The organism is Rheinheimera sp. (genome assembly GCF_030824435.1).
Classification (GTDB): Bacteria; Pseudomonadota; Gammaproteobacteria; order Enterobacterales; family Alteromonadaceae; genus Pararheinheimera.
This window is the reverse complement of record NZ_JAVBXS010000066.1, coordinates 21,183-41,538: the sequence shown is the minus strand read 5'-3', so window position 1 is coordinate 41,538 and position 20,356 is coordinate 21,183. Positions and strand designations below refer to the sequence as shown.

General features: G+C 48.0%; 15 protein-coding genes. 8 read left to right on the top strand and 7 right to left on the bottom strand.

Annotated elements, in window-relative coordinates:
* The first annotated feature begins 164 nt into the window (after nucleotides 1–164).
* Complete coding sequence (locus tag RCH83_RS13035) at nucleotides 165–776, top strand: DUF2799 domain-containing protein (protein WP_306522788.1); 612 nt, start codon at nucleotides 165–167, stop codon at nucleotides 774–776.
* Nucleotides 777–857: 81 nt separating this feature from the next.
* Here RCH83_RS13035 and RCH83_RS13030 read toward each other — a convergent pair whose 3' ends face one another.
* Both RCH83_RS13030 and RCH83_RS13025 read right to left on the bottom strand, forming a co-directional pair.
* Complete coding sequence (locus RCH83_RS13030) at nucleotides 858–2,885, bottom strand: sulfatase-like hydrolase/transferase (protein ID WP_306522785.1); 2,028 nt, start codon at nucleotides 2,883–2,885, stop codon at nucleotides 858–860.
* 52 nt (nucleotides 2,886–2,937) lie between these two features.
* The gene (locus RCH83_RS13025) at nucleotides 2,938–3,603 is read right to left on the bottom strand and encodes a DUF2238 domain-containing protein (protein ID WP_306522783.1); all 666 of its coding nucleotides are present in this window, start codon (nucleotides 3,601–3,603) and stop codon (nucleotides 2,938–2,940) included.
* Between the two features lie 179 nt (nucleotides 3,604–3,782).
* Between RCH83_RS13025 and RCH83_RS13020 the strand changes: the two genes are divergently transcribed.
* Nucleotides 3,783–4,715, top strand: a complete 933-nt coding sequence (locus RCH83_RS13020; RefSeq protein ID WP_306522781.1) for an SPFH domain-containing protein — start codon at nucleotides 3,783–3,785, stop codon at nucleotides 4,713–4,715.
* Between the two features lie 9 nt (nucleotides 4,716–4,724).
* Complete coding sequence (locus tag RCH83_RS13015; RefSeq protein WP_306522779.1) at nucleotides 4,725–5,198, top strand: NfeD family protein; 474 nt, start codon at nucleotides 4,725–4,727, stop codon at nucleotides 5,196–5,198.
* 105 nt (nucleotides 5,199–5,303) lie between these two features.
* Here RCH83_RS13015 and RCH83_RS13010 read toward each other — a convergent pair whose 3' ends face one another.
* The gene (locus tag RCH83_RS13010; protein WP_306522777.1) at nucleotides 5,304–6,203 is read right to left on the bottom strand and encodes a pseudouridine synthase; all 900 of its coding nucleotides are present in this window, start codon (nucleotides 6,201–6,203) and stop codon (nucleotides 5,304–5,306) included.
* A gap of 215 nt (nucleotides 6,204–6,418) precedes the next feature.
* Between RCH83_RS13010 and RCH83_RS13005 the strand changes: the two genes are divergently transcribed.
* A complete protein-coding gene (locus RCH83_RS13005; protein WP_306522775.1) occupies nucleotides 6,419–7,030 on the top strand; it encodes a hypothetical protein in 612 nt (203 codons plus the stop codon).
* The gene (locus RCH83_RS13000) at nucleotides 7,020–7,775 is read left to right on the top strand and encodes a DUF3307 domain-containing protein (protein WP_306522773.1); all 756 of its coding nucleotides are present in this window, start codon (nucleotides 7,020–7,022) and stop codon (nucleotides 7,773–7,775) included. The genes RCH83_RS13005 and RCH83_RS13000 overlap by 11 nt, the downstream gene beginning before the upstream one ends.
* A gap of 60 nt (nucleotides 7,776–7,835) precedes the next feature.
* On the opposite strand, the gene RCH83_RS12995 is transcribed toward RCH83_RS13000, so the two are convergent.
* Complete coding sequence (locus RCH83_RS12995; RefSeq protein ID WP_306522770.1) at nucleotides 7,836–9,110, bottom strand: DUF4010 domain-containing protein; 1,275 nt, start codon at nucleotides 9,108–9,110, stop codon at nucleotides 7,836–7,838.
* 98 nt (nucleotides 9,111–9,208) lie between these two features.
* Complete coding sequence (locus tag RCH83_RS12990; RefSeq protein ID WP_306522768.1) at nucleotides 9,209–10,753, bottom strand: diguanylate cyclase domain-containing protein; 1,545 nt, start codon at nucleotides 10,751–10,753, stop codon at nucleotides 9,209–9,211.
* A 310-nt stretch (nucleotides 10,754–11,063) separates the two neighbouring features.
* On the opposite strand from RCH83_RS12990, the gene RCH83_RS12985 reads away from it, so the two are divergent.
* The 3 genes from RCH83_RS12985 to RCH83_RS12975 all read left to right on the top strand — a co-directional run bounded on the left by RCH83_RS12985 (nucleotide 11,064) and on the right by RCH83_RS12975 (nucleotide 16,408).
* Nucleotides 11,064–11,873 (top strand): hypothetical protein, encoded by an 810-nt coding sequence (locus RCH83_RS12985; RefSeq protein ID WP_306522766.1) that lies wholly within the window; start codon nucleotides 11,064–11,066, stop codon nucleotides 11,871–11,873.
* A 422-nt stretch (nucleotides 11,874–12,295) separates the two neighbouring features.
* Nucleotides 12,296–15,271 carry a TonB-dependent receptor gene (locus tag RCH83_RS12980; RefSeq protein ID WP_306522764.1) on the top strand — a complete coding sequence of 992 codons (2,976 nt, stop codon included), beginning with the start codon at nucleotides 12,296–12,298 and terminating at the stop codon, nucleotides 15,269–15,271.
* Between the two features lie 393 nt (nucleotides 15,272–15,664).
* Entirely contained in the window at nucleotides 15,665–16,408 is a 744-nt protein-coding gene (locus RCH83_RS12975) for a 2OG-Fe(II) oxygenase (RefSeq protein WP_306522761.1), read from the top strand.
* A gap of 607 nt (nucleotides 16,409–17,015) precedes the next feature.
* On the opposite strand, the gene RCH83_RS12970 is transcribed toward RCH83_RS12975, so the two are convergent.
* On the bottom strand, nucleotides 17,016–17,501 hold the full coding sequence (locus RCH83_RS12970; protein WP_306522759.1) for a hypothetical protein: 486 nt from the start codon (nucleotides 17,499–17,501) through the stop codon (nucleotides 17,016–17,018).
* Nucleotides 17,502–18,374: 873 nt separating this feature from the next.
* The gene (locus RCH83_RS12965) at nucleotides 18,375–20,273 is read right to left on the bottom strand and encodes a DUF885 family protein (protein WP_306522756.1); all 1,899 of its coding nucleotides are present in this window, start codon (nucleotides 20,271–20,273) and stop codon (nucleotides 18,375–18,377) included.
* Between the last annotated feature and the right edge of the window lie 83 nt (nucleotides 20,274–20,356).

Sequence of the window (20,356 nt, the reverse complement as noted above, 5' to 3'; positions counted from 1 at the left end):
GAATAACGGGCTTCACCCAAAACCAGTCCGGACTTTGTTTGCCCTGTTGATCCATCCCGCATCTACAAAATGCCGGCACCAGCTGAATAAAACCGCATTGTGCTTGGCAGTCATCACAACAAACATTAGCATACAGCTGATTTTTACAGAAAACGGGACTTTTCATGAAGCTACATCCGCTGGCCAGCTTATCGGTCATAAGCCTTATGCTGCTGTTAACGGCTTGCAGCAGTATCAGCAAAAACGAATGTCTGTTAGGGGACTGGTACAGCCTTGGTGTGAATGATGGCAAAGCCGGTACTCTTGCCACTAAATTCCGCGATTACCAAAAAGATTGTGCTGAACATGGTGTTAAACCGGATTTTAAAGCCTATCAGCAGGGTCATAGTCAGGGTTTGGTGTTTTATTGTGATTTCCCCCATGGTGAAGCCCATGGCCGCAGTGGCGCACAATACAATACTGCCTGTACCGGTAAACTCGAAGCGGATTTTCGCCGGGGTTACCAGCAAGGTCAGCGCTGGCATCAGGCCAAATCTGCTGTTGATCAGCTGGCAGCAGCTATCAGTAATATAGAGCTGCGTATCGACCAGAGCCGTGATGAAATTTACCGCAACAATCAACACATTGCCGCTGAAAATGACCCGAATCGGCGCGCCGCTTTGTTATACAGAACCGACCGCTTGCGCGATGATTTAGAAAGATACAATGCCGAGCTTGGCCGGTTGCAGGTCCAGCTGTATCAGGCGCAACAGGCCTTTGCACCACTCAACCGCTGATACCCCAAGATGTTGTTGCAGACGCACAACAGCTGCAGCGCAGTTGTTGTGCGTCTGCACTGAGTCAGGGCTTCAGCTGGGTTATTGACTGCTTAATCCGTGATGTAAATCAGACTGCTGATAACGCAACCAGCCCCAGTGCTGCAACAACTGCCGTGCGTCCTGCTGCTCTGCTGCTGCCAATACCGGCAGTTTTTGCTGATAAAGCAAATGGCGTTTGCCGACGGCATCTGTCTGTTGTTTGCTGATATTGTTATCCCGAAAATCGTACAATAATCTGCTGTTATCTGTGCTGACAGCGGCAATTTGCAAAGGTGAACGAATTAATCCCACCACTTGCAGCAGCTGCGGTACCTGAGTTTGTTGTTGTTGCCCAAGCGCAGAGCGCAACATCAATTCGGCCATATGCACATGACCAAACACCGGCGGCAACTGCTGGTGCTGGTTGCTGACATAAAAAATCCGCGTTTGTGCATCATTCAACTGATGGCCATGCCCCAAAAAACCATCATCAAATAACGATTCACCGTGATCGGACGTCACCACCAGCACGGTATTTTCCATCACCTGATGTTGGCGCAACAGTTGTTGAATTTGGCCAAGCGCCAGATCGGCATTGGCCACTGCATTGGCATAACTTTGTTCCAGCAGCTTTTTATGCCGCAGTGAAATTTGGCTGCGGCTGATCAACACATCAGTCAGTAGTTTTTTGGTTGCATGATGGGCGTAAGGATAATGCGCCGCCTGCAGGTTAATATAAACAAACTGTGGTTGTTGCCAGTTCAGCTCGCTAAACCTGGTGGCGACCTGTTGCACCACTCTGTCTTCGCTTAAACGCAACGAGCCCAGCGTAGTCGCCGGATACACCCGGTCTGTAATGGCCGTTTTGGCATCAAAATAATAATGACCTGGCGCTTTCATGCCCACAGTGGCTGCCACATCGCCAAAATCTTCAGCCTGACCGGAAATAAAGTTTTGCTGATAACCCAAAGCCGTTAAAGCCGGAATAAGCCCAAGCTCCAGCGGCCTGCTGCTTAAGCTTCGGTTAAATAATGCTTTTAACGAGCTGGTGGTAAAACCTGTGTGACTATAAGCCTGCTGGCTAAAACTGCCTTGTCTGGCGATAGCCGACAACACCGGCATCACGGCTTTGCCATTCAGTTCAGCAAACAGCTGATCTGAGCGCACACTTTCCAGCACTACCAATACCAGATGTTTTGCTGTTATCTGCTGTGTTTTGGCTTGTTGCAGCAGCACAGGCAATGGATCGGCCAGTTGCGGTAACGCAGGTAAATCGCCAAATAAATCATCTTCATCCACACCGTTGCCCGGTATGTCCATGGCCCCAGGATAACGTTTGGCATCAAAGGGATATTGATCAACATGGGGCAAAAACCAGCCATAACCATCCCTGTCCCAATCTGTCACCGAGGTTGTTATGCGACTAAACAGCTGCTGGGAGATTTTTTTACCTAAACCGTCACGGTACAGCTCTTTGCCACCGACCCACTGCAATTGCAGCGGCATCAGCACCAAACAACAGCATAAAGTCAGCAGCCACCAGCCGCTGCGGTTGGGTACCAGCGTCAGGCGGTGAACTTCCAGCCTGCGATACACCAGTGCCCATAACAATAACAACAGCCCAAGCGGGGCCAGTAATAACAAGGCATGGTTCCAAATCTCAGCTGCTACCATCCGGATAGCCTGCCAGGCACTGCCGCCGCCAAGATTCGCCAGCACCTGCCAATCCATATTGCCGCCAAAATAAGACACCACTTCGTTGTTGACCAGCGCAGCGCCAAGCAGCAGTAAAAGCAATAACAACATAAACATCAGATGGCTACGCACACTGGCTTTGCCACGCCATAACAACAGATAAAGACTAAAGCTCAGCAACACCAGCGCGACATCCGCCAGCAAAGAACAAAAGGCAAAAACGACCCTTTCTGTTCCCAGGTCAAAAGTCAGAGGACGTAAAAAACCGGGGGCGGCAAATAAATTATATTGCCGGGCCAACAACAGCGTTTCAGTGACCCCAAGCGCCACCACCACCACCAATACCAGCCAGATAGAAATTTTATCGAGCTTTAAACGCTTCCAATGCCGCAAATTTATATACCCACTTCTTATTTATTTTATTTCAAAAACTTATCAAGTTAGTTTACCGGCTTTGATGGCCGGAAACTGCATGTTCGACAATGGAACCTGCCTTCAACGAAGCCAACTGACGCTGGTGAAAACGGCCAAACAACAAGGCAGCCAAAGCGCCGAGCAAAGCCAAAAACATATCCGACTGGGTGTCCCAGACATCACCCTGAGTGCCTAAAAATTCGTCTGCGCCCTGGCCTAAAGCCAAAGCAGCGCCCCATTCAATCAGCTCATAACTGGCACTGATGGCAAGCACCACACAAATAATCAGGAAATTCAGCATCTTTGCGGAGCTTACATAAGCACCCCGCCATAAAATTTCCCGCGCCGCTATGGCGGGCACCAAACCCTGAAAAAAATGGCCAATTTTGTCATAAGGGTTGCGGTCAAGCTCCAGCCACTGCTGCAGCATAAAACCCAAAGGCACCCTGGCATAGCTGTAAGCACCGCCAACAATCAGCACAATACAATGCAAAAAAATCAGCCCATACAATAAGTTGGTCAGTGGATAGTTGTTTTTGCTGTACCAGAGCAGCGGCAGCACTATCAGCACCGGCAAGACTTCCATCAGCCAGGTGATACGGTCAAAAGGTGAAATACCGGACCAGAGCAATAAAACAATCAGGATGCCAGTGCCAAGCCACTGCAATAACTTCTGCATATTTTGTTCAGGCTGCATATTTAAACCTCTGAATAGCTTTTACAAATTCTGTAAACCACTGTTAGAACACTGGTTTTTGATGAAAAAACTGCGCATATCAACGAAGCGGAACCTCAGTATGCTTATTTACAAATATTCAACCTGATGGCACATTGAGGCTGTTTTTTTATTTTTCTTGCCAGCAAAAAGGAGTTTTTATGCCGGAATTATTTGTACCTGTATTGTCTGTGATTGCCGTGTTGATTGTGGTCAGTAAAGCGGTGTTGATTGTGCCACAAAACATGGCCTTTATTGTGGAACGTTTAGGCAAATATAACGATACCAAAACAGCGGGTATGCAATTTATCATCCCTTTTATTGATCGTATTGCTTATAAGGTGTCGCTGAAAGAAAGTGCCATTGATATTCCAAGTCAGGCCGCCATTACCAAAGACAATATCAGTCTGACCATAGACGGTGTGCTTTATATCAAAGTCATGGAACCGTACAAAGCATCTTATGGTATTGATAATTATGAATATGCAGTGATTCAGCTGGCGCAAACCTCTATGCGCTCTGAGCTGGGTAAAATGGATCTGGATAAAACCTTTGAAGAACGCGACAACTTAAACGCCAAAATTATTGAAGCCATTAATCAGGCATCCGCCGCCTGGGGTGTGCAGGTAATGCGTTATGAAGTCAAAGACATCAACCCGCCTGCTTCTGTGCTGGATGCGATGGAAAAACAAATGCGCGCCGAACGGGAAAAACGCGCTGCCATTTTAGATTCAGAAGGTAAACGTCAGGCCGCCATTAACCTGGCTGAAGGTGAAAAACAGGCCACAGTGCTGGCCGCTGAAGCCGACAAAGCAGAGCAGGTACTAAAAGCCGAAGGCGAAGCGCTGTCGATAGAGCTGGTGGCAGCAGCACGCGCCAAAGCACTGACCATGATAGGTGAAGCAGCAGCAACCACTCAGGGTCAGGCTGCGGTACAACTGGATTTGGCCACTGAAGCCATAGCCGCCAAAAAAGCCATTGCCAAGGCATCAACTGTGGTGCTGATGGACAATGATAAATCGGCCGCTGGCAACACTGTTGCCGAAGCTTTGAGTGTGGTGGCCGCCATGCAAAAATCCGGCGCGCTCAGTTAAGGAGTCTTTATGGACTTGTCTATCACCACCTGGTTTATTCTGCTTGGCATTGTTTGTGTGATGTTATTGCCTTTTGCAGTGCCAGGCGTGCTCGAAGCGTTGCTGTCGCTGGGCATTGCCAGCTTTTTGGCCGCGGCATTGTTGGCGCTTGGTGTGTTGCCGGATGCCTGGCCTGCCATGTTGTCAGCCCTTGCCATCAGTACTTTGCTGTTGGCACTGCTACTGTGGAAACCTCTGCGTAAACTGCAACATGGCAAACAAAAACAGCAGGAAAAAAACGATATTTCAGATTTTGTCGGCACCCGCCTAACCCTTACCGAAGCCGCCAGTAAAACCAGCAGCTCGACAGTGCAGTTTAGTGGCGTCAGCTGGCAGCTGAAGCTGGCGCCGGATTGCCCGGTGGACTTTATAGCAGCCGGCACTGAAGTGCAGATCAGCAGCGCTACTGTGGGTGTATTGCTGGTGACAGTGCCTGGCCAATAACAACTGTCGGCCAGAAAGTATAAAAAACGCTGCAATTGCAGCGTTTTTTTATCAACAGGCAGCAGCGTCAACCGGCAATGCCGTGGCTGTTGATGAGCAACCGGTTCAGTCAGACCAGCTTTGTAATTGTCTTTCAGAGCTAAAATGTTGTGGTTTGCCACTGATGGGGTCGATAAAACTTAAAGTTTTTGCCAACAACTGTAACGGCTGACTAAACTCCAGCGCCTCTTTTGGCTGCAACTCCGGGTAATATTTGTCATAAAGCAGTGGTAACCCAAGCCCCAGCATATGCACCCGCAACTGATGGGTTTTACCGGTGAAAGGTTGCAGCTCAAACAAACCAAGGCCTTGTTTTACTTCTAATAAACGAATATTGGAGCGGGCATTGACCTCCCCTTCTACCTGCTGCATTAAAAATTTCGGGTTGGATTTTTCCAGCCTGTTCTGCACTTGCCACTTTTGCCCAACCGAAAATTGCTGGCCTGCTGGCAAAGCAGCCACCGCCTGATAACTTTTTTGAATTTGCCCGCTGGCAAACAGCTGATAATAAGCGGCTCTGCTGTTTGGTTGTTTACTGAATAACACTAAACCTGCGGTTTCGCGGTCCAGCCGGTGCACTGCCACTAAATCGTCCAGCTGGTATTGTTGTTTTAACCGCATCAGCAGACATTCGTTGACATAATCGCCGCCTGGCGTCACTGGCAAAAAATGCGGTTTGCAGGCAATCAGAATATGCTCGTCCTGATACACCAACTGTTCAGTAAAAGGAATTTTAGGCTCTGCCACAACTTCACGGTAATAACACAAACGCCGGCTGGGGCTAAAAGGCGTTGTGGCTGTCACCATTTCCCCGCCAAACCAGTGAATTTTGCCATCGGCAAAACGCGCTTGCCAGATTTCGGGCGCAATACGCGGAAACTGCCGGCACAAAAACTCCAGCAGATTGGCACAACCCGGATTCACCGGCGGTAAGGTAATTTCTGAAGCCTGATGGGCAATACTCATAGCCATATGTTTATGGTTGAAACAAAACAATATGCTAACACAATCGCTGCTTTGGCCGTGATAGCGCCGGTTCTGTTGCTTGTGGCTGCTTGCAGGTAAGCAAATATAGTGACAAAGCACAATGTAACCAAATTAAGTTACATCTCAAGATGTAAGCGATATTGATTACATTACCGCCCTTTGCTATTGTTAAAATCCCAACAACGGAGGTTCAGATGACACTTTTTGCAGTGATCACCGGAGATCTGGTGAAGTCTTCCAGTTACCAGAGCACGGATTATGAGCGGCTGTTGTATTTGCTTGATCAAAGCCTGCGTTTACTCAGTCCACCCCACTATTACAACATCTACCGTGGTGATGCTTTTCAGCTGCTGCTGACTGAACCTGAACAGGCCGTTCGCGCCGCGTTATTGCTGCGACTTAACTTAATAGCCGAAGCTTCTGATGCCAGACTTTGTATCGCCATAGGCCCTGCCGATAATTTACGCGCCGATATTAAAACAGCCACAGGGCCGGTATTTACCTTGTCGGGCACCGGGCTTGATCAGCTGGCGCAGCAACGCTGGAGTTTGTATTGTGCCGATGCCAGCCAGCCGCTGGATTTATTATTACGTTTTGCTGACAAACTCCTGCTGCAGCTGACGGCCAGGCAGGCGCAGGTACTGCTTTTGTATCTGCTGGCAACTGATCAGTCCCATCAGGCATTGGCCATTGAGCTAAACACCTCCAGAGCCAATGTTACTGCACTGCTGAATCAGGCCAACTACGGGCTCTTCAACGACTTTTTACAACATTGCCAAAACTGGATCCACCATTATGTTCAATGATGAATTGATGCTGCTGACTGCCCTGTTGGGCGCCCATTTGCTGGCAGATTTTTATCTGCAACCCACAAGCTGGATAGCAGACCGCAAACGTCATCTGCGATCTGTCGCTTTATTGGCACACAGCCTGGTGCATAGCAGCTGTTATTTATTGCTGCTGCTTTGCTGGAATCAAAGTTATGGCTGGGGCTGGCATTGGGGACCGGCACTACTGGCAACGCTGGCGCTTGGTGGCAGTCACTATCTGATTGATTTGGCTAAATCTTATGCCAAAAACAACAGCAAAGTGTTTTTATTGGATCAGCTACTGCATCTGATTATGATCTTGTTGGTCTGGGGTTATTATTGCGACGGTTTTATTATTCTGGAAAACTTCTGGCCTGCACTCAACAAAACTGAACATCTGGCCGTGCTGCTGGCTTATCTGTGGGTGTTAAAACCCTGCTCAGTGCTCATCCAGCTGTTGCTGCAAAGCTGGCACAGCGCGTTACCGGCAAAGGAGGCACCGCAAACTTTAGCGGCTGCCGGCCATCATATTGGTATGCTGGAGCGCTTATTAATTCTGACTTTTGTGCTGTTGGAAGAATATGCCGGTATTGGTTTTTTACTGGCCGCTAAGTCGGTCTTCCGTTTTGGTGATTTAACCCGCGCCCATGAAACCAAACTGACCGAATATGTGCTGCTGGGCACTTTGTTAAGTGTCACTTTTAGCTTTTTACCGGCGCTGTTATTAAAGTTACTGTTTTAGCTGCCAAAAAACCATCACCAGCAGCAGTGATGGTCCCCGATAATCAGCACAACAGCGCCGTCACAGCATCAATACAATCAGCACAGCAACCAGCAGGATCAAACTGGTTGCCAGCAATAACTTACGGCGCAACAGCACACTGCCAAGTGTCATCACCAAAGCGCCTTTCACCAGGGTATTACTCAGCGCCGCTAATAATAAGGCAGTAGCAGCCAGACTTAACTGATTGTTTTGTCTTGCAAGCTCAGTCATTGACAAGGTAATGGCATCCACATCTGTCATGCCGGCAATAGCAGCCAGCAGATACAAACCACCGTCCGGTGCATAATGTTCCGTCAGTTTCACCGCCAGCAACACCAGTGCAAACAACAATGCAAATTTGCTGGCGGCCCATAAACTAAAAGGATTGGTTAAATTATCCTGAGGTTGTTTCATCTGCCTTTTGGCACTGCCGCGCCAATAAAAAAAGCCGGCAAGGGCAGCGGTAAATAACGCCATCAGACTAAAAGGTAACCAAATTTGGCTTAATAATGGCAAATACACCAGCGCCACCATCACCATCACCCGCACAAACATCACCAGCCAGGCCAGCAAAATACCACTGGCCAGTTTATCAGCGGCATCCTCATCAGGCTCTGCTTTGCTCTGGCGCGCCATACTGATACTGACAGCTGTTGAAGACACCAGTCCACCGGCCAGACCCGCAACCGCAATGCCTCTGGCTGCGCCCAACATGCGCACCGCGATATAACCCAATAACGACAACGCCGAAATAAAAATAACCAACAACCAGAGTTTATAAGGATTCAGCGCCAGCCAGGGATCAACCGCCTGATCCGGCAATAACGGCAACACAATAAAAGTGGCCAATAACAACTTGGTACCGGCATATAAGTCGGTGGTATCAAGTTTACTAACCAGGCCATGCAGCGGCTGCTTAAAAGTCAGGATGGCAGAAGTGAGAATAGCCAACGCCACCGCAAGTTCAGCATAACCAAACATCACGGCACCACCGAGCAAACAGACGGTAATAGCGCTGATTTCAGTGGTGAGACCAAGTGCAACAGCTTGCGGCCGGTTTTCCAACACATAAGCAGTCACCACCACCAGCGCCAGTGCCAGCACAGCGCTTATAAATAACCAGGGGCTTTGCAGATGAATGGACAACCAGGCGCTGACAGCCCCTACCTGAGCTATCAGAATAAAAGTGCGTAAACCACCAAAGGTGCCGGGATGCTCCATGGTTTTATGTTTTTCGCGTTCAATACCCACCAAAGCGCCTATCGACAGTGCCAACAAAAAATTACGCACTGTAACCACATCAAATTCTGCCATGCCAAGTCTCTGAATTTATTCAGCCATATCGTGATGATGGCCGATTTTTATAAAAGCCAGCAAGGGCAGAAGCTGATCTGACGCAGCTTTTTGTTGTTTTATTGCACCGGCGCCCTGGCCTGACCTTCGTCGGCCAGCACCACCTGGTTACGGCCCTGATGTTTGGCACGGTATAAAGCTTCGTCAGCCAGCTGGATCAATAACTCCGGCTGTTGTTGTGCCATAGGCATTAACACCGCAATGCCAATACTGACGGTGACATGCCCAAGTGGCGAACCCTGATGTGGAATATGTAAAGAAGCAAAAGCAACCCGCATCAGTTCGGCTTGTTGTTTCAGATATTGCACTTCGGCTTGTGGCACCACCAGCGCAAATTCTTCGCCGCCATAACGGGCCGCTAAGTCAGTGGCCCGGCGCGCCCCCAGCTTCAGCAATTGGCCTATCTGGCGTAAACATTCGTCACCCTGCAAATGACCGTATTGGTCGTTGTAATTTTTAAACCAGTCAACATCCAGCATCATCAAACCCACTTTCTGACCCAGCCGGCTGGCTCTTTGCCATTCCGCCGCCAGATAACTGTCAAAACGTCTTCTGTTGGCAAGACCGGTCAGGGCGTCTGTCACACTCAACAGTTCAAGTTGACGGTTGGCTTCCGACAGCTGCCGGGTGCGTTCTTCCACCCTTTGTTCTAACAATCTTTTGCTACTTAATAGTTCCGCAGCCCAAATTTTCCGTAGTCGGCGTTGTTCAGCAAGTAATGCCTGGATCACTAAAATTACTGCAGCCAAAAAGCCACAAAACAACTGCATCGCGGTGTCAGTTTCAGTCTGACTGGCTGAAATAAAAGGCCCATAACCGGCGGTGGTGCCCACCCATACCAGCAAAAATGTCATGGCCTGAAACAAAAACACCACACAAGGGCTGGCGGTTAAAGTGACAAACAGCAGCGGGATCAACAATAAAGCAGGTTGTAAAAAAGCTGGCGGAAGCCAGATTTGACCCGGGCCAAACAGAAAAAATGCCGCAACAGACAAACATAACAAGGCCAGCAGTTTTAATCTGGCTTGTCGCATACTGCGCCGCCAACCCGGCTGCAGCTGCTGGCACATCAATAAAGGCGTCACTACCAGGGCGCCAACCATATTACTGACACTCCAGTTCACCATACCGCTGAGGTAACCCGGAGTCCAGGGCCAGCCAATCAGCCAATAACTGCCGACACCAAACACAGCAGCCACCACACCACAAAGCACTGTGGCAGGTAAAAAACGTTTTAATAACCATTGTAAATCGGCAAAAGACTGTGCCATAGAACTGGTTTTGCGGCAGATCAAATAAGTCACCACAGCGCCAAGTGTGTTGCCGGTGGCAGTTGCAGCAGTCACAAAAAGGATTTGCCAGGACCAGAGGGATTCATTAAGCCAGGAAAAATAAGCCAGCACCACCAGCACAGAGGCGATAAACACCAGCCAGGCCATACGGTAACCGAACAATAATAAAGCAGCAACAGCAACACCAGCGGAAGGCCAGACACTGACGGTCTGGAACAGATACATGGTTATAAAAGCAAAAAACAAATACCAAAAACCAAACCAAAGCCATACCCAACGCGTTTTGGCAGTTTTATGCTGCCCTGTCATCATAGGTATTGTTTTCGGTCGCGATACTGCTGGCTCTGTCAACGCAACGATCCTGGTTCTGTTTCAGACGCAATCTCTTAAGCATCGCCAATTTCACAACCATGTCAACTAAATATACTAAATGACATGACCTTTTTGCGCTTCGCCAGAAGACAGACCAACACCGGCTGTTGTTTTCTGCATACAAGCCGCCAAACACCACAGCAACAACAGTATTTAAAAGCCTGTCAAATCAGGTTATTGTGGCGCAGATACCAGGTGCTTATACAGCACTTTTACAAAATGCTTATCTTTTTACAGCAAAGGATTGTGTATGAACAAAAGCGCGCCCTTAAGCATCACTTTAATACTGACTGCAATGTTACTGTCTGGTTGTGGTGGGGGTGGTGATAAAGCAGCTCAAACCAGTGCCACAAACCCGCCACCACAGCAGCCAAACGTGTTACCCCTGCCCGATAACAGTCAACAAAGTCATTATCAGATTCTGCTTTTTGGCAACAGCCATCTACGCAGTCACGATTTCCCTCAACTACTGCAAAAGCTGATAAAAACCGGTAAAAAAGCCAGTCAGGTGACTGTGGTACAGGCTCCGGGCGGCAGCTTTCTTGACGAGCGTTATTACCAGAGTCAGAGTCGTGATTTACTCAGTCAAGGCACCTGGTCCCATCTGATATTACAAGGACAAAAATATTCGGTGTCCGGTGGCAGCAATTACCCTACTCAGCTCACCAGCGCCTGGGTTGAACTGGCCAAAGCACAACAAACCACGCCTGTGCTTTATCCTGAACATGCACAAATTGGTGACTTTTACGAAGGCAACCACATCTACAATATACTGCGTCAGGTACAGCAACAGAATCCGGCTTGTCTGGCACCTATTCCTCATGCCTGGCAACAACTGCTAACGCGCAACACCGATCTCAGGCTGCATGATGCGGATGGTAATCATGCCAATCTGCAAGGTGTTTTGTTAAGTGCCCTGGTGTTATATGAAGTGATCACCAATTCACCGGCCGATCAACTGCCTGATTTGGCCGATATTGACGTACCGGCCCAGGTGCAGCAGCAACTAAGACAACAAGCTTCAGCCACTTTGCAACAATACCCCGCCTGCCCCAAATAACGGCCACAACAAGCGGCTGTCAGAACAGCAGATATAACCAGATCATACTCAACAGGCTGATGTCACCATAACTACGCCGCTGTTACTGCGGCCTTGTTACTTTTACGCCCACTTTTTGCCAGCCAGTAAATCACTGTACTGGTCGGAGCAACAAAAGCCGTTTATGCATTATTTTGCCGCAAATGGCGGAAACACAGCTTAATCAGCAGTTAACCACATGATTTAATAAATATTATTCAAAATAATCAACCGCAGTCTGCCCGGCAGCCCAGCCGTTTTTCAGCACAAAATTGCCACATCTACCTGACAAAAGCGGCTACCCCCAGCCATCAACCCTTTACAACTGGCGTTTTTTTAATCTAGGATGGTGACCACCTTAAATGGTATACAATATATTTAATACAATATAATAAGGACGAAAAGTGAAACACAGTCGCAATATCAACAACTTACGCTTGTCATTATTGGCAAGCGCCTTAGCTTTTGCCTTGCATTCAGTGCCGGCTCAAGCCCAGGACAACACCAGCGGTTTATTAAGAGGTGTGGTGAGCACCGCATCAGGCCAGCAACTGGCACAGGCAACAGTCACTGTTAAACATCTGGAGCAGGGTTTTACCCGCTCGGTACAAACCAATGCCAAAGGTGAATATGTGCTGCGTGGTTTGCCCATAGGCCGTTATCAGGTGCTTGTCAGTGAAAACGGTCAGCAACCTGTTGCCATGGAGCAAATTAATATCAGCCTGGGCCAGAGCCTGACCTATGCCCCGGTGCTGCGACAAGCTGGTGCTGATGTTGAACGTATTGCGGTGTCAGGCGCTGTGATGCGCCAGATTGATACCAACGACTCTACCGCTGGCCTGACTATTGACGCCGACACTTTAGATTTAATGCCGGTCAACACAGGTTTTGAAAATATTGCGTTATTAACCCCTGGTGTTGCTCGTAGCGCCCAGTTTGACGCTTCCAGCTTTGGTGGTGCTTCGTCAGCAGAAAACGGTTATTTTTTGAACGGCATGAATATCAGCGCCCTTCGCACCGGTATTGGTTCTATTAACCTGCCGTGGGAAGCCATAGCCCAAACCCAGGTAAAAACCGGTGGTATTTCCGCTGAATACGACCGTTTTATCGGTGGTGTAGTGAACGCAGTGTCCCGCTCCGGTACCAATGATTTTGCTTATGGCGCCGAGCTGCGTTATGACCCGTCAAGCATGTACAGCGCGCATAACACTGTGTACAAGCCCAATGGCGCTATGTCTATCAACAACTTCGACAAATCAGACCAATTCCAGGAAGCCAACGTTTGGGTCAGTGGTCCTTTGTTAGAAGACAAAATGTTTTTCTATGCGCTGTTTAACCCACGTGAATCTAATAACGAATATGCCAACTCGGCCGGCACTTTATTTACCGACTACACCAAAGATGAAAACCGCTGGTTTGTAAACCTGGACTGGTATCTGACGGACGACCACAGCATTACAGTCACAGCCCTTGATAACAGCGCTGACGAAACTTACAACGAGTTTGGCTGGAAAACAGACACCGGCATTGGCAATAAAACAGGCACAACGGCCCGCACTTCGGGTGGCAATATGTATTCAGCCCGTTATCAGGGTTTCCTGACCGACGAGTTATCTGTTGCCGCCACCATAGGCCGGGTAGAAGACAGCCGTGCTACAGTGCCAACCAATGCGCTGCCAGGCATTTGGGATCACGTGAATCTGAATGGCGAAAGATACGGTGACTGGAGTACCAGCAACCTGATCAGCGAAGAATATCAACGTGACCAACTGCGGGTTGACGTGACTTATCAGCTGGATAACCACACTTTACAAATGGGTATCGACAGTGAAGAACTGAGTGTGGATTACCTTGAGTTCCAAAACGGTGTTGGCAATGCCCGTGGTTGGTGGGATTACCGCACCTATTCGGCCATACCGCGTATTGGTTTACCTGGTGGCACTTATATCCGGCAACGCCAACGCGACACCGGCGGTGAAACTGAAGTAAATTCTAAAGCTTTATACCTGCAGGACAGCTGGCAAATTACCGATGGCCTGACGTTAAATGCCGGCCTGCGTTACAGCAACTTTGAAAATACCGCCACCACTGGCCAAACTTACGCCAAGCTGGAAAATCAGCTGGCACCAAGGTTACAGCTGATTTGGGACCCGGTGGGCGATGGTGAGCAGAAAATTTTTGCCACAGCTGGCCGTTATTTCCAGCCGATAGCAGCCAATATGAACATCAAGCAGGCCAGCGGCCAAAAAGACGTGCATTATTATTTTCAGCCGGGTGCATTAAACGCCGACGGTTCGCTCAAACTCAAAGCCGACGGTTCACCTGAACTGGGTGCTCTGGTTGCCACCAACCTGGTACAAAGTGGTGAAGTGGATGTTGAGCGTATTGCCTCCGACAACCTTGGCCCAATGTATTCTGATGAATGGACTTTAGGCTACGAGCAACAACTGCACGACCGCCTTAAAGGTGGCGTCCGTTTTGTGTATCGTGACTTAAAACAATCCATTGAAGATTCGGATTTAGGCCCTGTTGTCGCGCAGTGGTTAAAACAAAATAACGTGCAGAACAAAGCCAACGAAAGTTATTTTTATACTCTGATTAACCCTGGCAAAGATGTGACCTTCTTTTATGACTTTGATAAAGACGGTACTAAAGAGCGGGTGCAACTGAGCGCTGACGATCTGCAGCTGCCAATACCAAAACGTCGTTATCTGGCATGGGAATTTACCCTCGAAGGCCGCCCGACTGATGAGCTGACGGTATTTGCTTCTTATGTCTGGTCACACAGCTGGGGCATGACCGAAGGTTTGGTGCGTACCGACAATGGTCAGGCCGATCCGGGCTGGACCACCTCTTACGACTATGCCGACTTAATGGACCATGCTGCCGGTAACCTGCCAAACGACCGTCGTCATTCGCTGAAATTCAGTGGTGTGTATCAGCTCAGCGACGACTGGAGCATGGGTTTAGTGGCGCGCGCTACTTCAGGCCAACCACGTAACAAGTTCAGTATTCACCCAACAGGGGTAGACACCTGTGAAAGTGGTTTATGGGCCGATTGGTGTGCCAGCCAATGGTATGATCAGGCATCATTTTATGACTGGGACGGCACGCCGGCACCAAGGGGCAGCGCAGGTCGCCTTGACTGGTTGTATGAGCTCGACCTTTCTGTAACTTATGCCACCACCATCAAAGGCGGCGATTTAACAGTAAAAGGCACTGTCTACAACCTGTTTAACTTCGACACACCAATTACCGTGAACGAAGTGGCGCAGGTTACCAATACAGATGGCAGCTTTGCCGCCAACCCGGATTGGAATACTGCCACCGAGCTGCAAACCAACCGCACCGCTTCTTTGGTTGTGCGTTATGCGTTCTAAGCTGTGGTTGGTTGAAGCCGGTGCTAAAACCCGGTCTGAGCCGCCTTGTTGTAAAAGGCTGCTCAACCTGGTTTATCAAACCAGCTTTCGCTGAACAGTCGAACAGTGACTAAACCGGCAGCAACAAACTTCAGAGCTAAGTTGCTGCCAATAAAGCGCAAAATAAACCGGTAACAGGCAAAGCCACGGAAAGCACCGCCTGTTAGCGGTTTTTTGTTTTTTTTCTTCGGACATTTTAAGCCTTAGAAGAATGTGGCCGGACGGATATGCACCTCAAATTCAAACAAAAACCTCAAGGCTTGGCTTCTGTGCATAAAAGCTGCAAAAAATATTGTATGATGCCGCGCTAAAATTTATCTCCAACCTTTATTAAAACGGGCGCTGAGTTATTGCATGTGGCTGAATCAACAACAAATAACTGACGACGCTATTCGCGCTTACCGCAAGTTTTTACGCAGTGCAGCACCAAGCTATCTGGTGATTGATGATTTATTTCGAAGCGACAAGCTGGATGAAGTCACTCAGGTTTTACAACTAGAGCAGCAGTGGCAAACGCAAAAACACAGTTATGCGGCTTTATATGTCAGTGACAGCACCTGGCAAAAAACACCGCAGGCAAAACGTTTTGTGCAACGGGATTTATGGTTAAGGCCTGATGCTGCCAACATCACTAATGCCTCTGGCAATAGCGCAGATGCTCTTTCCAATAGCGCAGCAGAATTTTTGACGTTTTTGCGTAGTGAAGAATTTATGCTGTTGTTATCACGTATATTCCGGGTAACTCTCACCGACAAAAACGTGGCAAAACCTGAAGTAAATACCAACTATTTTCGCCTGGGGCCCAAGGATTTTGTCAATCAACACGCCGACGACTCGCCAGGGCGCGAGGTGTGTATGTTGCTGTATCTCAACAAAAACTGGCAGCCGCACATGGGTGGTGAGCTGGTGTTTATGGGCCAAAACAACCAACCAGTGGTGATACCCCCACTCTACAACCGCTGTGTGTTATTCGACCCCTCGTCAGAAGGGGCCGAGCACTGGGTAAAAGCTGTGACTACTGACGCTGGCAACAACGGCAGCGGCGGCGATACCAGCCCATACCGCTATAACATCACCAGCTGGTATTGGTCGGAGTGAGTGGTTGCCGTTTTTAACCGGTAGTTGCTGGGTGACTATGCCTTTTGATGTGCTGGTTAATTCTGATGAAATGAATTTTTAATATTTTAAATTGACAGCTTATTGTTTGAAGCTGCAACCAAAAGCAAAGGCTTTAACAAGAACTATTGTTTTAAACCACCACCGGCAACTACTGCGTTCGCCCGTTCGCGCCTCCCGCGCTCACTCTTGAATGCTCACTCCGCAGCTCCCGGCGTTGGTTTTGCTATTGACGCTGGAAACCCGCAACTTTTTGCTGACTGACACCTGTCGAGCAACCACAACAAACAAAGGCCTGAACAATAGCGATCTGTGCTAAACCACCACCGGCAACTACTGCGTTCGCCCGTTCGCGCCTACTGCGCTCACTCTTGAATGCTCACTCCGCAGCTCCCGGTGTTGGTTTTGCTATTGGGGCCACAACGCGGGTTGATATGAAATTGCGGATTTTGTTTACGTGATTTCTGCTTTGAGCGAATTGCGGAATTAACGCCCCACTAAGGGGCAAATAATTGTTGGCTAAAATAAGCGACGAAGGAGCGAAAGCCAACGGTTATTTGTCCCACTTGAGTGGCTTGTTATGTTGTAATTACAGACATCCCTCAATGTAACTCACTGCTGGATAACGGCCTAACCTATATGAAGTTACAATATCATTTTCTGTTTCAAATATAATTCCGTAACCATTGGAAAGATGTATTTCCAGGTATTCACCCGTTTGAAAATTATATGGATGAGGTGAAATTTTTACATTTTTATATATTGTCATAATTTCATTTTTTGACGAGCCAATAGTTATACCGTCCTTTGTTGTGACTGTATTTGAAAATACATCTATTCTGACCACTGAATTTGACTCAATCATAAAGTGAGGAAGGTTTTCATCTTTCGATGGAGACAGGTAATAACAACTCACATCCTCACTATTAATCCTTCCCGATTCATATTCTTTAAGAGCCTTGCTCGCTTGGTTTGCGGACATTCCTATTTTTATATCTTTGAAAGCTGATTCCGTCAAAGATTCAGCTTGAGTAGTAAAACAAATCAAAATAGCTAATGTTAGAAATATACGCATGACTATCCTTACAACATAACAATCCGTTTTCAAAGGCAGTCCGCCCGCAAGTCGAACATTTTTTGCCTTCTTTCCTGATTTTTACTCATACCAAACTAACTCTGATGTACCTCTATTTCAACAGGTTTTTCTGTAATGAGTAGATTTGAATCCAACAAAGTTTATGCAGGCTGTACGCTAGTTGTTCTTGAATTTATTCAAGCTGGTTATATGGAAATTTAACCAGTGGTTTGGGCTAATAAAGGGAGTGATGAATAGGCATTTACCACAATGCCGAATTTCCGCTTCTGGCACAAACCAGAAAACCAAATCCCCAAGCCAGCGCTTTTCTCCCCCGTTTAGCCGAGCCGATAAAAATTGAAAGTTTGAGGTTTTAAGACGCCAACTGTTTGAAGCGAGCGACGCTAGCGCTCGCTGAGTTTTGGCGGCGCCTCAAACTTTTGATTTTTAGCGGGCTTTCGAAGGCTCACCGGGGTGATTTCTTTGGCTACTTTCTTTGTCAGCAAAGAAAGTAGCTCGCCCTTGCGGCGAAACCGCTTTTAACACGCCATGCCGCAGGCATCAACCATTCGCACCAGCGGTGCCCACAAAGTGTTACCTATGTATTTGAACTGATATGTTACTTATGAGGTTGAACACCTCAATGTAATTTCATCGAAACGACTAATTTACAGCAATACCAAAATCCAAACCTGCCAGAGTGAAAACCGACATCAGTACCTTAGCTGCAAGCTAAGCATAAAGCACTTCCATGCCTGTACAGGCAATAAAAAAGGCGTACCGCCTAAGCCAGTACGCCTTGCAAATGCCAACCCAAACTAAGAGCCGGACTGCTTCGCTATCAATCGAAGCGCTTTAGCAATCGATGGTGAATTAACCCGCCGAAACCGGTTGTGCTTTCACCGCTGAAACCCAGTTATTTACCCGTTTTTCCAGCACGTCCAGTGGCAGCGCGCCGCCGCCTAATACTGTGTCGTGGAAAGCGCGGATATCAAACTTGTCGCCAAGTTCGGTTTTGGCTTTTTCGCGCAGTTCCAGAATTTTTAACATGCCAATTTTGTAGGCTGTTGCCTGACCTGGCCACACAATATAACGGCGCACTTCAGACACTACAGCGCCTTCGGCGACCGGGGTTTTGGCTTTAAAATAATCAATGGCTTCCTGTTCAGTCCAGCCTTTGGAGTGCAGGCCGGTGTCGACCACTAACCGCACCGCACGCCACATTTCGGTAATTAAGCGGCCAAAGTCGGAATAATCGTCTTTATATGCGCCCATTTCTTTGGCCAGCAGCTCAGTGTAAAGCGCCCAGCCTTCAGAATAAGCGGTAAAACCGGCCTGAGTGCGGAAGGTTGGTACCGACTTTAACTCTTGTGCTATTGAAATTTGCATATGGTGGCCAGGGTTGCCTTCGTGGTAGGCAATGGCTTCCATTTCATTTTTTGGCATGGCTTTCATATCGGACAAATGCGCGTAATAAATACCCGGGCGTGAACCGTCTGGTGTGCCAGGGTAATAATGTTGTGCTGCGCCCGGCTGTTCGCGGAAAGCTTCCACCCTTTTAACAACTAAAGGCGCTTTTGGCAGAATGCCAAAATACTCAGGCAGTTTTTTATTAATGTAATCTAAATAAGCTTCTGAATCTTTTAAATAACCATTGCGGCCTTCATCCGTGTCCGGGTAGAAAAAACGCGCGTCGGTTTTAATAAATTTAAAAAACTCAGACAACTCGCCTTTAAAACCTACTTTGTCTTTAATGGCGATCATCTCGGCAGTTAAACGTTCTACTTCATTTAAACCAATCTGGTGAATTTGCTCAGCTGTTAAGGCTGTGGTGGTCGATTGTTTTAAACGCAGATTGTAATAAGCCACACCGTCTGGCAGTTTGGCCACACCCGTGGCAATTTTGTCGGCTTTATCCAGTTCACTGGTTAAAAAGCCTAACAACGACTGATAAGCCGGCTGGAACTGACTGGTTAAAGCGGTTTTAGCATCGGCCAATAACTGCTGCGCTGCTTTGTCGTCCAGCTTGTCGGCTTTCACCAGTGCATCTACTTTGGTTTTAACATCAGCCCACAAAGGCGCGTCTTTGTCAGACTCGGCAAAAGGGGCGCCAGCCAGCAGATTATTTACCTGCTCTATTACACCTTCATAAGCAAAACGGGGTGGCCGTACACCGGCAGCAGCGGCTTTTTCAGCGCGTTGTTGTAAATCAGCAATGGCTTTGGCAACACCACCGATACGTTTGATATAAGCTTCCAGGTCTTTTACTTCGTCAACTTTATGGAAGTTCATCAACAGCTGCGGCAGCAGCGCATGTACACCCTGCATCTGGTTAAATACATAACGGTTGCCACGGAATTTCACCGCTTCAGCTTCTTGTTCGTACTGGTAAATCCATAAATCGTATGAAGTTTTGGCTTCTGGCTCTAACTTCTCATAATCAAACTGGGCTTTGAGTTCAGCAACAGATGCCGCCAGCCAGGCCATTTGTTTGTCTTCGGCTTCTTCGGTCATTTCATCAATCTGGTCGTTTTTGTCTTTACGACCAAGGAAAGTCAGCTGCAACGGGCTCATTTGCAGTTGTTCTTCGTATTTGGTTTCAAACCATTTATTTAAACGTTCAGACTCAGATTGTTGCACTGTATCTGTGGTAGATGCTGCTGTGGCAACAGCGTTGTCTGCTTTGGCAGGGGCCTGAGCTGTTTGTTCAGGAGCCGGATTACAACCTGCCAATAAGGCAGCAATACTCAGAGCTAATAAAGATTGGCGCACTTTAGTTATCCTTTTGCGTGGTTACTGGTTCAAAACTTCAATAAAAAATAACGGCCAACTGCCGCCTTCAATCAGAAAAAAGC

What these genes read in the sequence shown, in the direction of transcription:
- RCH83_RS13035 (WP_306522788.1), top strand. Translation starts at nt 165, where the DNA reads ATGAAGCTACATCCGCTGGCCAGCTTATCGGTCATAAGCCTTATGCTG.
- RCH83_RS13025 (WP_306522783.1), bottom strand. Translation starts at nt 3,603, where the DNA reads ATGCAGCCTGAACAAAATATGCAGAAGTTATTGCAGTGGCTTGGCACT.
- RCH83_RS13020 (WP_306522781.1), top strand. Translation starts at nt 3,783, where the DNA reads ATGCCGGAATTATTTGTACCTGTATTGTCTGTGATTGCCGTGTTGATT.
- RCH83_RS13015 (WP_306522779.1), top strand. Translation starts at nt 4,725, where the DNA reads ATGGACTTGTCTATCACCACCTGGTTTATTCTGCTTGGCATTGTTTGT.
- RCH83_RS13010 (WP_306522777.1), bottom strand. Translation starts at nt 6,203, where the DNA reads ATGAGTATTGCCCATCAGGCTTCAGAAATTACCTTACCGCCGGTGAAT.
- RCH83_RS13005 (WP_306522775.1), top strand. Translation starts at nt 6,419, where the DNA reads ATGACACTTTTTGCAGTGATCACCGGAGATCTGGTGAAGTCTTCCAGT.
- RCH83_RS13000 (WP_306522773.1), top strand. Translation starts at nt 7,020, where the DNA reads ATGTTCAATGATGAATTGATGCTGCTGACTGCCCTGTTGGGCGCCCAT.
- RCH83_RS12995 (WP_306522770.1), bottom strand. Translation starts at nt 9,110, where the DNA reads ATGGCAGAATTTGATGTGGTTACAGTGCGTAATTTTTTGTTGGCACTG.
- RCH83_RS12990 (WP_306522768.1), bottom strand. Translation starts at nt 10,753, where the DNA reads ATGATGACAGGGCAGCATAAAACTGCCAAAACGCGTTGGGTATGGCTT.
- RCH83_RS12985 (WP_306522766.1), top strand. Translation starts at nt 11,064, where the DNA reads ATGAACAAAAGCGCGCCCTTAAGCATCACTTTAATACTGACTGCAATG.
- RCH83_RS12975 (WP_306522761.1), top strand. Translation starts at nt 15,665, where the DNA reads ATGTGGCTGAATCAACAACAAATAACTGACGACGCTATTCGCGCTTAC.
- RCH83_RS12970 (WP_306522759.1), bottom strand. Translation starts at nt 17,501, where the DNA reads ATGCGTATATTTCTAACATTAGCTATTTTGATTTGTTTTACTACTCAA.